This window comes from Streptomyces sp. NPDC002537, from assembly GCF_053594975.1.
Map to the genome: position 1 here is coordinate 113,192 of NZ_JBSFWT010000010.1, position 12,634 is coordinate 125,825.

Sequence of the window (12,634 nt, forward strand, 5' to 3'; positions counted from 1 at the left end):
TTGCTCCGCCCCCGCCTGTCGCCACGTGCGGGCCCGCCTTGACGGCCACGCTTGACGGGCCCGGCGGGCCGACGGCGAAAACCGGCTGGACACGCCGGGGGACAATGGGGCCGTGCGTTACGGCATCCTCGGCACCACCCAGGCCCATACCGACGACGGTCACCCCACCGCCCTCGGCGGCCCCAGGCTGCGCTCCCTCCTCGCGGCTCTCGCCCTGCACCCGGGGCGTATCCGCACCGCCGAGGCGCTGATCGACGCGGTCTGGGACGGCGAACCGCCCGCCGACGCGGCGGGCGCGCTCCAGGCGCTCGTCGGACGGCTGCGGCGCGCGCTCGGGCCCGGGGCGGTGGCCTCCACCGCGGGCGGCTACCGGCTGTGCGCCGAGCCGGACGACGTCGACCTGCACCGCTTCCAGCGGCTCGCCGACGACGGGGCCGCCGCGCTCGCCGCCGGTGACCCGGAGCGGGCCGACGCCCTGCTGGGCGAGGCCCTCGCCCTCTGGCGCGGGCCCGTGCTCGCCGACCTCCCCGGCCGGGCGGCCATGGCGGCCCGGCACGAGTCCCGCCACCTGGACGCCCGCCGTACGCGGCTCGCCGCCGCGGTCGCCCTCGGGCGGGCCGGCCGGGTCCTCCCCGAACTGACCGAGCTCTGCGCCGACCACCCCCTGGACGAGCCGCTGCACGCCCTCCTCCTCCGCGCCCTCCGCGCCGCGGGCCGCCCGGCGGAGGCCCTCGCGGCGTACGAGACGGTCCGCACCGCGATAGCCGACCGGCTGGGCGCCGACCCGGGCCCCGAACTGCGCGCCCTCCACGCGGAGTTGCTGGCACCGGACCGGGGCGACGCGCCCGCGCCCGTACCGCGGGGTGCCAATGGCGCCGCCGCACCCGCGTCCCGGCCGTACGGGCCCACCGAGCCGTACGGGCCCACCGAGCCGTACGGAGCCGCGCCGCACGGCGCGTACGGGGCCGCCCCATCGGGCGGAGCCGCCGGGCCGCACGGCGCCCCCGTACCCGCGCCGCACGGTGTCGACACGGTCATCGCGCCGGGCGGAGTCGCCGGGTCGTCCGGGCCGTACAGCGCGCCCGGGGCGCACCCCGGGCGTCCGCCGCACGGCGGAGCCGCATCGCACGACGTCCTCGGGCGCCCGCCGCACGGCGCCCCCGTCCCGCGAGGGAACATGCGCGCCCGGCTCACCTCGTTCGTCGGGCGGGAGGGCGAGCTGGAGCTGATACGGGCCGATCTCGGGCGGCACCGGCTGGTCACGCTGCTCGGGCCCGGCGGGGCCGGGAAGACGCGGCTCTCGCAGGAGGCCGCCGAGGCCGCTGCGGCCGCCGCAGCCGCCGCGGCCGGGAACGGCGGCTGGCCGGACGGCGTCTGGTTCGCCGAACTGGCGCCCGTCGACGACCCCGGCACCGTGCCCGAGGCGGTCCTCACCGCGCTGGGCGCGCGCGAGACCGTCGTCAGGAGCACCGCCGCCGAGGGGATGCGCGCCGCCGCCGAGGCGGGCGGGCTCGACCCGCTGGCCCGGCTCGCCGAGCACTGCGCGCCCCGCCGCATGCTGCTCGTGCTCGACAACTGCGAGCACGTCGTCGACGCCGCCGCGCTCCTCGCCGAGACGCTCCTCGCCCACTGCCCGGACGTCACCGTGCTCGCCACCAGCCGCGAACCCCTGGCCGTGCCGGGTGAGTTGGTGCGGCCCGTGGAGCCGCTGCCCGACCCCGTCGCCCTGCGGCTGCTCGCCGACCGCGGCGCGGCCGCCCGCCCCGGCTTCCGCGTCGAGGACGACCCCGAGGCGTGCGCCGAGATCTGCCGACGGCTGGACGGGCTGCCGCTCGCCATCGAACTGGCCGCCGCCCGGCTCCGGATGCTCAGCCCCCGGAGTCTCGCCGACCGCCTCGACGACCGCTTCCGGCTGCTGACCTCCGGCAGCCGTACCGTCCTGCCCAGACAGCAGACCCTGCGCGCGGTCGTCGACTGGTCCTGGGACCTCCTCGACGCCCCCGAACGCGCCGTCCTGCGCAGGCTGTCCGTCTTCGCGGGCGGCTGCTACCTCGCCCAGGCGGAAGAGGTGTGCTCGGAAGAGGCGTGCGCGGACGAGGGGGACGTGACGGCGCGGGACGTCGCCGCGCTCCTCGGCTCGCTGGTCGACAAGTCGCTCGTCGTCGCCGCGCCCGCCCCCGGCGGCGAGATGCGCTACCGGCTGCTGGAGACCGTGGGCGAGTACGCCGCCGAGCGGCTGGACGAGGCCGGGGAACGGCCCGCCGTCGAGCGCCGCCACCTCGCCGCCTACCGTGAACTGGCCCGTACCACCGAGCCGTTGCTGCGTGGCCCCCGGCAGCGGGCCAGCCTGGACCTGCTGGAGCTGGAGCACGACAACCTCCGCACCGCCCTGCGCCGCGCCGTCGCCGCCCGGGAGGAGCAGGAGGCGCTGTGCCTGGTGCTGTCCCTGGCCTGGTTCTGGTCGCTGCGGGACCACCGCGGTGACGCCCGGACGTGGGCGGAGGCGGCCGGGGCGCTCGGGCCCGACCCCTTCGCCGAACCCGTCGTGCCGGCCCCGCCGATCCACGTCAACTGCATCGACACCCCGCCGCCCATGGAGCCGGAGCTTCTCGCCGAGGCCCGCCGGGGGGTGCGGCTGATCGCGGTCGCCAACATCGAGGGCAACTTCCAGGCGATCGGCAGCCCGGAGGTCCAGCAGCGGCTGCGCGGCGTCCTCGAGGCGTACGGCGAGGGACAGCCGCAGAACTGCCGTGTCCCGGGCTCCCTGTGGTTCTTCGCGATCATGCTCTCCGCCGACTTCGACGGCATGGACGCCGCCATCGAACGGAGCGTGGGGATGTGCCGCGAGCTCGGCTACGACTGGGAGCTCGCCAACGCCCTCCAGCTGCGCGCCAAGGTCCTCAACGACCGCACCGGCGGCCTCGCCCAGAGCGCGCGGGACGCCGACGAGGCCCTGCGGATCTTCCGCCGGCTCGGGGACGCGTGGGGTATCGCCCAGGCGCTGACGGGGCGCGGCGAAGCGTACGAGCGGCGCGGCGAGTTCGCGCTCGCCGCGGCGGACTACCGCGAGGCCATCGACCTGGTCCGGGAGATCGGCGCGACGTCCGAGTCGCCCGCGCTGCGGGCCCGCCTCGCGGAGGCGCTGCTGGAGTCGGGGGCCGTGGACCTCGCCGAGGGCGAGCGGATGCTGCGCGAGGTCATCGAGGACGCCGACAGGAAGGCCAACCCGGAGTCCTCCGCCTTCGCCCGGATGCAGCTCGGGGCCCGGATCGCCCGCGACGGCCGCACGGCGGAGGCGCGGGAGCTGTTCACCGGGGTGATGGGGGAGTTCGGCAAGGCGTCCTTCGCGGTCCTCGCGAGCGCGATGCACGGACAGCTCGGCTGGCTCGACGTCCTGGAGGGGCGGCCCGCCGAAGCGCTGCCCCGGCTGCGCACCGCCCTCGCGCTGAGCGACGACCCGCTGGCCCGGCTCGTCGTGCCGCAACTGCCCGCGGCCCAGCTGATGTGCGCGGCGCTGGCCTATGCCGAACTGGCCCATGCCGGACCGGCCCACGCCGGACCGGGCGGCGCGGACGCCGCGTCGACCTCGGCGCGCCTGCTGGGCGCCGCGGAGGCGCTGCGCCCCGGCGACTACCCCATGATGTCCACCGAGATCGAGATCCGTGAGCGCGCGATGGCCGGGGCGCGGGCCGCCCTGGGCGACGCGGCCTTCGAGCGCGCGCACGCCGAGGGCGGCACCCTCACCGAGGAGGAGGCCGCCGCCCTCGTATGACGCGATCACCGGGCCGCCCGGTCAGGTCTTCTTCCGGAACCGGGTGACGGCCAGCGGGGCGGTCACCACCGTGATGCCGACCGACCAGGCGAGCACCATCCACACCGAGTGGGCCACCGGCCCGCCGTTGATGAGGTGGCGTGCGGCGTCGGCGAGGTTGGACAGCGGGTTGTACTTCGTGAACGTCTCCAGCCAGCCCGGCATCTTCGAGGTCGACGCGAAGATCGAGCTGCCGAACTGGAGCGGCATCAGGACCAGCATCGCGACGCCCTGGACGGCCTGCGCGGTCCGCATGGTCAGGCCCAGCAGGATGAAGATCCACATCAGGGAGGCGCCGAAGACCATGGCCAGCGCCACCGCGGCGAGCAGGTGCAGCACCGAGGTCTCGATGGTCAGCCCCAGGGCGAAGCCCATGGCCAGCAGGATCGACGTCGCGATGAGCATCCGGCCGACCTCGACGACGATCTTCGCGATGAGGACCGAGGACCGGGCTATCGGCATGGTGCGGAAGCGGTCCATCACCCCCTTCTTGAAGTCGTCGTTGATGCCCGTGCCGACGGCCATGGAGATGTTCATCCCCATCATCGCCATCAGGCCGGGGACCAGGTAGTTCACATACTCCCGCTCGTGGCCCTTGCCCGCGATCGAGCCGCCGAAGACATAGGTGAACAGCAGGATGAAGATGATCGGCATGAGCACGGCGTCGAACATCGACTCCGGGTCCTGCTTGATCTGGAGCATGTTGCGGCGGGCGAGCGCCCCGATGTGCCGCAGATGGGCCCGCAGGCCGATCCGTCCCTCGCCGGTGGGTGCCTGCGCGGGCGCGCCCGCCGTTGCCGTTGCCGTTGTGGTGCTCACGCGGCGACCTCCTGGAGTGCGTCCTTGTTGCCCTCGTCGTCCTCGCCCGCCGGAGCGGACGCCTTCTGGCCGGTGACGGCCAGGAACACCTCGTCGAGGCTGGGCAGATGGGTGCCGATGTCGGCGACGGCGAAGCCGCGCTCCGTCAACAGGCCGATGACGGCGGTCAGTTGCTCGTCGCTCATCAGCGGAACGCTGACGGTGCCCGCCGCCTCGTCCGCGGTCGCCCCCGCGACCCCGTCGAGACCGGCCTGGGCCAGCGCGCCCACCATCCGGGGCAGTTCGCGGTGGTCGGCCGGGCGGATCACCAGGGTGCGGCCGCCGACCTTCGCCTTGAGCTCGTCGACACGGCCGCCCGCGATCACCCGGCCCCGGTCGATGACCGTCAGCTCGTGGGCGAGCTGCTCGGCCTCCTCCATGTACTGCGTGGTCAGCAGGACGGTGGCGCCCTCGGTGACCATCCGCTGGACCTCCTCCCACACCTCGTTGCGGGTGCGGGGGTCGAGGCCGGTGGTGGGCTCGTCCAGATAGAGCACCGCCGGGCGGCCGATCATGGAGGCGGCCAGGTCGAGCCTGCGGCGCATGCCGCCGGAGTACTGCGCGGCGGGCCGCTTGGCGGCCTCCGTGAGCGAGAAGCGCTCCAGCATCCCGGCGGCGCGCTGCCGGGCCTCCTTGCGGGAGAGGTCGAGCAGCCGCCCGATCATGTACAGGTTCTCGAAGCCGGACAGCTTCTCGTCGACCGAGGCGTACTGGCCGGTCAGGCCGATGGCCCGGCGCAGCTGCCGGGGCTGGGTCAGCACGTCGTAGCCCGCGACGCGGGCGGTGCCCGCGTCGGGCTTGATAAGGGTGGACAGGGCGCGGACCAGAGTGGTCTTGCCCGCGCCATTGGGGCCCAGTACGCCGAGGACGGTGCCCTCGCGCACATCCAGATCGACCCCGTCCAGGGCCTTGGTCGCACCGAAGTGCTTGACCAGGCCCCGGACTTCGACGGCGTTCCCGCCGCGGTTCGAGATGTCGTTTCGCGTCATGTGCCTACCGTGACAGGCACCACTGACAACGCGCCGACAACGGACCTACAGGCGGCCGACACGCCTAGTGGAAGGAGTGCTCCTCGGCCGGGTACACCTCGCCCACGACGTCCTCCGCGAAGGCGCGCGCCGCCCCGCCGAGGACCTCGCGCAGCTGCGCGTACTGCTTGACGAAGCGCGGGACGCGGCCGGACGTCATGCCCGCCATGTCGGTCCACACCAGCACCTGCGCGTCGCAGTCCTGACCGGCGCCGATGCCGACGGTCGGGATGTGCAGGGTGCGCGTGACCTCCGCGGCCAGCTCGGCGGGCACCAGCTCCAGGACGACCGAGAAGGCGCCCGCCTCCTGGACGGCCTTCGCGTCGCGGAGCAGCTGCTGCGCCGCCTCCTCGCCGCGGCCCTGCACGGGATAGCCGCCGAAGGCGTTGACGGACTGCGGGGTGAGGCCGATGTGCGCCATCACCGGGATGCCCGCCTCGACCAGCAGCTTGATCTGGTCGGCGGAGCGCTCCCCGCCCTCCAGCTTGATCGCGCCGACGCCGGCCTCCTTCACCAGCCGGGTGGCGCTGCGCAGCGCCTGCACGGGGCCCTCCTGGTACGACCCGAAGGGCAGGTCCGCGACGACGAGGGCGCGCTTGGTGCCGCGTACGACGGCGGCGGACAGGACGGCGATCTCGTCCATCGTGACGGGCACGGTGGACTCGTAGCCGAGGTGACAGTTGCCCATGGAGTCGCCGACCAGCAGGACGGGGATGCCGGACTCGTCGAAGACGGAGGCGGTCATCGCGTCGTAGGCGGTGAGCATGGGCCACTTCTCGCCGCGCGCCTTGGCGGCGGCGATGTCGCGGACGGTGATGCGCCGGGAACTCGTCCCGCCGTACAGCGCCTTGGGGCCGGCCTTGGGGTCGGCCGGGCTGCTGTCGGGGGTCGGCTGGGCGTGCGTCATGGCGGTGGCTCCTGTGAAAGTCGTCTCGAGGCGCCCTGACGGCGTCCCCGGATCGCTTCCATGCTGACACGCCCCGTGCGGGCAGACCAGAGCGGTCCTTCGCAAAAACTTTCCAATACGAGACGGGTTCGTATCGTAAAGGGTCTACGCTGGCCCGCATGGCGACTGTTCCCCCCGGGGCCGGCTCCTCCGGCACCCCCTCCGACCCCTCCCCGGACCCCTCCGGCGCCGCCGCGGCGCCCCCCGCCCGCAGAGTCCCCGAGGCGGTCCACCGCAGACGGTGGGCGATCCTCACGGTGCTGCTGTTCAGCCTGCTGATCGTGGTGCTGGACAGCTCGATCCTCAACGTGGCGATGAAGACCATCGCCTCCCCCGCGCCCACCGGCCTCGGCGCCACCCAGAGCCAGCTGGAGTGGGCGATCAACGCCTACACGCTGGTCTTCGCCGGAATACTGTTCACCGCGGGCCTGCTCGGCGACCGGCTGGGCCGCAAGAAGGTCCTGATCTTCGGCATGGTCGTGTTCGGGATCGGCTCGGTGCTCTCCGCGTTCTCCGGCTCCTCCGGCGAACTGATCGCCTTCCGCGCCGTGATGGGCTTCGGCGGCGCCTTCGTGATGCCCGCCACGCTCGCCATCATCATGAACGTCTTCGAGCGCGAGGAGCAGCCCAAGGCCATCGGCATCTGGGCCGGCGCCGTCGGACTCGCCATCGCGATAGGGCCGATCACCGGCGGGATACTGCTCGACCACTTCTGGTGGGGCTCGGTCTTCCTCGTGAACGTCCCGATCGTGATCGCCGGAGTGATCGCGATGGTGCTGCTCGTCCCCGACTCCAAGGACCCCCGGCCCGGCCGCCTCGACCCCGTCGGCGTGCTGCTGTCCGTCGTCGGCCTCGTCCTGCTGGTGTACGGCATCATCAAGGGCGGCCAGCTCGCCGACTTCACCGAGCCCGAGGTCTACGGCACGGTCGGCGGCGGACTGCTGATCCTGGTGGCCTTCGTCCTGCACGAGCGGCGCAGCGCGCACCCGGCCATCGACGTGCGGTACTTCAAGAACCCCGCCTTCTCCGCCGCGGTCTCCTCCATCGCGCTGGTCTTCTTCGCGCTGATGGGCACCACGTTCTTCATCGTCTTCTACACCCAGAGCGTGCGCGGCTACACCCCGCTGCAGAGCGGCCTGCTGCTCCTGCCGCTCGCCGCCGCCCAGATGTTCTTCGCGCCACGCGCCCGCCTCGTCGTGGAGAAGTTCGGCGCCAAGGCCGTGTGCGCCGTCGGCATGGTGCTGGTCTCCGCCACCACCGCGGGCTTCCTGCTGCTCGACGTCGACACCCCGATCTGGGTCCTGGAGGTGCTGTTCTTCGTCCAGGGCACCGCGATGGCGCACATCATGCCGCCCGCCACCGTCTCGATCATGCAGTCGCTGCCCCGGGAGAAGGCGGGCTCCGGCTCCGCCGTCAACAACACCTTCCGGCAGGTCGGCGGCGCGCTCGGCGTCGCCGTCCTCGGCTCGGTGCTCTCCACCACCTACCGCTCCGGCATCTCCGACCGGCTCGACGCCGTCCCCGGGCTGTCCGGCCCCGCGCGGCACGCGGCGGGCGAGTCCATCGAGGCCACCCTCGGCATCGCCGGGAAGCTCGGACCGGCCGGCCAGGCGCTCGTCTCCCCGGCCAAGGACGCCTTCATCCACGCCATGCACGTCACCGTGCTGGGCTCCTCCGCCGTCGCCCTGCTCGGCGCCGTCGTCGTCGCGCTCTTCCTGCCGGGCCGCGCCGCGACCCGTACGGGCCCGGCGGACAGCCGGCCGGACGCGGAGAAGGCACAGGCGGGAGCCGGGGCATGACCGACCGGACGAGGGGCCGCACGACGGGGACCACGGTCCCCGGGCCCGCGCCCGCCGAGCGGCGCGGCCGCCCGCGCAACGCCGCCGTCGACACCGCGGTCGTCGAGACCGTGCTGCGCCTCCTGGAGGAGGGCGTCACCATCGGCGACCTGTCGATGGAGGGGATCGCCCGCGAGACGGGCGTCGGCAAGGCCACCCTCTACCGCCGCTGGGCGGGCAAGGAGGAGCTGATGCTCGACGTGCTGCGCTCCATGGACGACGCCGAGCCGCAGCTCCCGGGCGGCCCCGTCCGCGACGACCTCGTCGCCGTCCTGGAACAGCTGCGGCGGCGCGGCCTCGCCAAGCGCTCCTCCGCCGTCCTGCGCACCGTCCTCGGCCAGGTCAAGGCCCACCCCAGGCTCTGGAACCAGTACCACGAGAAGGTCATCCTCGCCCGCCGCGAGACCGTCCACACGGTGCTGCGGCGCGGCATGGCCGCCGGGGAACTGCGCACCGACCTGGACGTCGGGCTCCTCGCCGACCTGTTCATCAGCCCCATGCTCTCCCGGGCCGTCCTCCACGAATGGGAGGAGCTCCCGGAGGGGCTGGCGGAGGAGATCGTCGACGCCGTCATGGAGGGCGCCCGGCCGCGCCGCGACCGGCCCGCCCACTGACCGCCCGAGCGGCCGCACACCGCTCGAATATGCCCGTTGTGTCACAGCCCGCCCGTACGGCCCGGACACCGGAACCCGTACGGGCCGGGCACTCGTCCTCCAGACCGACGCCCCGCCCGGGGCGCGCGGACCGATTCCCCCACGAAGATCACCTATGGTCGTGCGGGGGCCGCAGCGGACGATCAGTGAGGCAGTCGATGGCGCAGGCGTACATGCAGGAGACGGGCAGCGACGGGACCGGCCCGGAGCGCGCCGGATCCCGGGCCCGGCGCCTCATGGACCAGTGGCGGGGCCGCGGCGTCTGGCGGCGCGGCATCGTCGTCGCCGCCCTCGCCGTCCTCCTCGGGCTGCTGATGCTGCTCCACACCCACCTGCCCAACCGGGTCGGCAACCTCGGCAGCCTCACCGAGACCTTCCTGCCGTGGCTGGGACTCGGCATACCGGTGCTGCTCGTCCTCGCCGTGCTGCGCCGCTCGGCGACCGCGCTGATCGCCCTGCTGCTCCCGGCGATCGCCTGGGTCAACCTCTTCGGCGGGCTGCTCACCGAGAAGTCCGCCAAGGGCGGCAACTTCACGGTCCTCACGCACAACGTCAACGCCGACAACCCCGACCCGGCGCGCACCGCCAAGGACGTCGCCGCCACGGGCGCGGACGTGATGGCGCTGGAGGAGCTCAAGCCGTCCGTCGTCCCCACGTACGAGCGGGCGCTCGCGAGCACCTACAAGTACCACTCGGTGCAGGGCACGGTCGGCATCTGGAGCAAGTACCCGCTCGAACTCGTCCAGCCCGTCGACATCCGGATGGGCTGGACCCGGGCGCTGCGCGCCACCGTCCACACCCCGCAGGGCCCCGTCGCCGTCTACGTCGCGCACATGCCGTCGGTGCGCGTGAAGTTCAACGCGGGCTTCACCGCCGGACAGCGCGACAACAGCGCCGAGGCGCTCGGCGAGGCCATCGCCAAGGAGCCGGAGAAGAAGGTCATCCTGCTCGGCGACCTCAACGGCACCATGAACGACCGGGCGCTCGCCCCCATCACCTCGCAGCTCCGCTCCGCCCAGGGCGCCGCGGGCGACGGCTTCGGCTTCAGCTGGCCCGCGAGCTTCCCGATGGCGCGCATCGACCAGATCATGGTGCGCGGCATGGCGCCGGTCTCCGCCTGGACCCTCCCGGACACGGGCAGCGACCATTTGCCGGTGGCGGCCCGCGTCAAGCTCTGACCGGCCGCCCCCGGCTGTTCACCCAGTCGTTCACCCTCACGTTCACAAAAGGGAACGTGAGGGGAACATTCGACCGGGAGGCTTTGTTCTTATGGGGAACTTTCCATGGGGAGACCTGTGGCACCCCGTACGGAACACCGCCCTCCGAAAGGTCCCCTCATGCCCCTGGCGCTGCTCGCCCTCGCGGTCTCCGCCTTCGGTATCGGAACGACCGAGTTCGTGATGATGGGGCTGCTGCCCAACGTCGCCGACGACCTGGGCACCTCCGTGCCCACGGCCGGCCACCTCGTCTCCGCCTACGCCCTCGGTGTCGTCGTCGGCGCCCCGCTGCTCACCGCCCTCGGCTCCCGCGTCCCGCGCAAGCGCATGCTGGTGATGCTGATGGGGCTCTTCACCATCGGGAACCTCGCCTCCGCGCTCGCCCCGTCCTTCGGACTCCTCATCGCCGGGCGGGTGCTCGCGGGGCTGCCGCACGGCGCGTTCTTCGGCGTCGGCGCGGTCGTCGCCGCCCGGCTGGTGAGCGAGGGCCGGCAGGCGCGGGCCGTCGCGACGATGTTCCTCGGGCTCACGGTCGCCAACATCGTGGGCGTGCCCACCGCCACCCTCCTCGGGCAGCACCTCGGCTGGCGTGCCACCTTCCTCGTCGTCACGGGCATCGGCCTGGTGGCCATGGCCGCGCTCGCCGCCCTCGTCCCGCGGATCCCGCGCGAGCACGGCGAGGGCCTCGGGCAGGAACTGCGCGCCCTCGGCGACCGGCAGGTGCTGCTCGGCCTGCTCACCGCGGTCTTCGGCTTCGCCGGGGTGTTCGCCGTCTACAGCTACCTCGCCTCGATGATGACCGAGGTCACCGGCTTCGCCGAGTCCTCCGTGACGGTGGTGCTCGCCCTCTTCGGCACCGGCATGACGATCGGCGCGCTCGTCGCGGGCCCGCTGACCGACCGGGCGCTGCGGCCCACGCTCTACGGCTCGCTGGCCGCGCTCGCCGCCGTCCTGGTCGTCTTCGACTTCACCGTCCATGTGAAGTGGGCGGCGCTGGTCACCGTGGTCGTACTGGGCGCGGTCGGCTTTCTCACCACCACCCCGCTCCAGATGCTGATCATGAACAAGGCGCGGCGGGCCCCCACCCTGGCCGCCGCCTCCAACCACTCGGCGTTCAACCTGGCCAACGCGGGCGGCGCCTGGCTCGGCGGCGTCGCCATCGCGGCGGGCTGGGGCTGGACCTCCCCGACGCTGGTCGGCGCGGCCCTGGCGGTCGTGGGCCTGGCCGTCGCGGTGACCGCGGGACTGCTGGACCGGGACCCGACGGGCGTCACGGGTCCGTCCCGGGTGGTCGCCTCCGGCGAGCGGACGGCGGCGGCCCCCGAGCGGGTCGGCTGACCCTTGGCCATGGGCGGCGCGCCCTCGGCGGCGCGCGCCACACTGGAAACATGTGCCGCAGCATCAAGACGCTCAGGCCGCCGGTGACGCCCGAGGTGCACGCCGAGGACATCCACGCGGCGGCGTTGCAGTACGTGCGCAAGGTGTCCGGGTTCCGGGCACCCGCCGCGCACAACCGCGCCGTGTTCGACGAGGCCGTGGAAGCCGTCGCAACGGCGACGCGACAACTGCTCGACGGGCTGGAGGTACGGGGCGGCGTACGGCGCGGGACCCCGGCCGCCGGGGCGCGACCCGGGGCGCGTCCCCCCATCGGGTGAGCCGCCCAACTGCCGGGCGCTTCCCGGGGAATGACCAGTACGGCGAGAAGGAAAGGGGAGTGGTCCCATCAGGCCATGACACAGCCGACGCTCACCGAAGGCCAAGTATCGGAGATCCGCCAGTACTGCGTGCAGGGCGGAATCCATCTGGAGATGTCGTCCGGGGTGCCGGTCGTCATCCCCGTGCGCAGTGGATTCCTCACCTGTCCGGGGTGCGGCCGACTGCCGTCGTCCGTGATGCTCGAACCGGGCACGCTCAGCGGGGGGCGGATCACTTACGAAGGGTGCGGGCACGTCTTCAGAATTCCGCGGGGGGAGTCGGCATGAGCGAGGAGCGGCAGCAGCAACAGCCGTGTCAGCACTGCGAGGGCAAGGGGCTCATCGCCCAGCCGGACGGGTCGGTGGTGGTCTGCCCCGAGGCGAATGGTCCTGGGCACTACTGAGTGCGGGTCCGTTGCCGCCTGCGGCGGGGGCTCCCTGCGGTCGCGTCCTCAAGCGCCGGACGGGCTGTTTTTGGCTTGTCGCCGTTGCGACGGTGCGGGTTGGTTCGCCGCCTGCGGCGGGGGCTCCCTGCGGTCGCGTCCTCAAGCGCCGGACGGGCTGGTTTTTGGCTCGTCGCCGCCGCAAC

Annotated in this window: 10 protein-coding genes; 7 read left to right on the plus strand and 3 right to left on the minus strand. The window is 73.4% G+C overall.

Going from position 1 to position 12,634, the window contains the following annotated elements; all coding sequences use genetic code 11:
* Positions 1–112: 112 nt before the first annotated feature.
* Positions 113–3,772 (plus strand): AfsR/SARP family transcriptional regulator, encoded by a 3,660-nt coding sequence (locus tag ACWD4A_RS07660; protein ID WP_451190624.1) that lies wholly within the window; start codon positions 113–115, stop codon positions 3,770–3,772.
* A gap of 21 nt (positions 3,773–3,793) precedes the next feature.
* Here ACWD4A_RS07660 and ACWD4A_RS07665 read toward each other — a convergent pair whose 3' ends face one another.
* The 3 genes from ACWD4A_RS07665 to panB all read right to left on the minus strand — a co-directional run bounded on the left by ACWD4A_RS07665 (position 3,794) and on the right by panB (position 6,604).
* Entirely contained in the window at positions 3,794–4,630 is an 837-nt protein-coding gene (locus tag ACWD4A_RS07665; protein ID WP_451190626.1) for an ABC transporter permease, read from the minus strand.
* Complete coding sequence (locus ACWD4A_RS07670) at positions 4,627–5,658, minus strand: ATP-binding cassette domain-containing protein (protein WP_451190628.1); 1,032 nt, start codon at positions 5,656–5,658, stop codon at positions 4,627–4,629. The genes ACWD4A_RS07665 and ACWD4A_RS07670 overlap by 4 nt, the downstream gene beginning before the upstream one ends.
* A gap of 64 nt (positions 5,659–5,722) precedes the next feature.
* On the minus strand, positions 5,723–6,604 hold the full coding sequence (panB, locus tag ACWD4A_RS07675; RefSeq protein WP_451190630.1) for a 3-methyl-2-oxobutanoate hydroxymethyltransferase: 882 nt from the start codon (positions 6,602–6,604) through the stop codon (positions 5,723–5,725).
* Between the two features lie 158 nt (positions 6,605–6,762).
* Here panB and ACWD4A_RS07680 point away from each other — a divergent pair, with 158 nt between their 5' ends.
* From ACWD4A_RS07680 to ACWD4A_RS07705, 6 genes are all read left to right on the plus strand, one after another.
* Complete coding sequence (locus ACWD4A_RS07680) at positions 6,763–8,442, plus strand: MFS transporter (protein WP_451190632.1); 1,680 nt, start codon at positions 6,763–6,765, stop codon at positions 8,440–8,442.
* Positions 8,439–9,095: a TetR/AcrR family transcriptional regulator C-terminal ligand-binding domain-containing protein gene (locus ACWD4A_RS07685; protein WP_451190635.1), complete on the plus strand. Its 657-nt coding sequence runs from the start codon at positions 8,439–8,441 to the stop codon at positions 9,093–9,095. The genes ACWD4A_RS07680 and ACWD4A_RS07685 overlap by 4 nt, the downstream gene beginning before the upstream one ends.
* A 275-nt stretch (positions 9,096–9,370) precedes the next feature.
* Complete coding sequence (locus tag ACWD4A_RS07690) at positions 9,371–10,312, plus strand: endonuclease/exonuclease/phosphatase family protein (protein ID WP_451190656.1); 942 nt, start codon at positions 9,371–9,373, stop codon at positions 10,310–10,312.
* Positions 10,313–10,471: 159 nt separating this feature from the next.
* On the plus strand, positions 10,472–11,689 hold the full coding sequence (locus tag ACWD4A_RS07695; protein ID WP_451190637.1) for an MFS transporter: 1,218 nt from the start codon (positions 10,472–10,474) through the stop codon (positions 11,687–11,689).
* Positions 11,690–11,739: 50 nt separating this feature from the next.
* Positions 11,740–12,006, plus strand: coding sequence for a DUF2277 domain-containing protein (locus ACWD4A_RS07700; RefSeq protein ID WP_451190639.1), 267 nt, complete (start codon positions 11,740–11,742; stop codon positions 12,004–12,006).
* 75 nt (positions 12,007–12,081) lie between these two features.
* Positions 12,082–12,333, plus strand: coding sequence for a hypothetical protein (locus ACWD4A_RS07705; RefSeq protein WP_451190642.1), 252 nt, complete (start codon positions 12,082–12,084; stop codon positions 12,331–12,333).
* Positions 12,334–12,634 lie beyond the last annotated feature (301 nt).

What these genes read in the sequence shown, in the direction of transcription:
- ACWD4A_RS07670 (WP_451190628.1), bottom strand. Translation starts at nt 5,658, where the DNA reads ATGACGCGAAACGACATCTCGAACCGCGGCGGGAACGCCGTCGAAGTC.
- panB (WP_451190630.1), bottom strand. Translation starts at nt 6,604, where the DNA reads ATGACGCACGCCCAGCCGACCCCCGACAGCAGCCCGGCCGACCCCAAG.
- ACWD4A_RS07680 (WP_451190632.1), top strand. Translation starts at nt 6,763, where the DNA reads ATGGCGACTGTTCCCCCCGGGGCCGGCTCCTCCGGCACCCCCTCCGAC.
- ACWD4A_RS07685 (WP_451190635.1), top strand. Translation starts at nt 8,439, where the DNA reads ATGACCGACCGGACGAGGGGCCGCACGACGGGGACCACGGTCCCCGGG.
- ACWD4A_RS07690 (WP_451190656.1), top strand. Translation starts at nt 9,371, where the DNA reads ATGGACCAGTGGCGGGGCCGCGGCGTCTGGCGGCGCGGCATCGTCGTC.
- ACWD4A_RS07695 (WP_451190637.1), top strand. Translation starts at nt 10,472, where the DNA reads ATGCCCCTGGCGCTGCTCGCCCTCGCGGTCTCCGCCTTCGGTATCGGA.
- ACWD4A_RS07700 (WP_451190639.1), top strand. Translation starts at nt 11,740, where the DNA reads ATGTGCCGCAGCATCAAGACGCTCAGGCCGCCGGTGACGCCCGAGGTG.
- ACWD4A_RS07705 (WP_451190642.1), top strand. Translation starts at nt 12,082, where the DNA reads ATGACACAGCCGACGCTCACCGAAGGCCAAGTATCGGAGATCCGCCAG.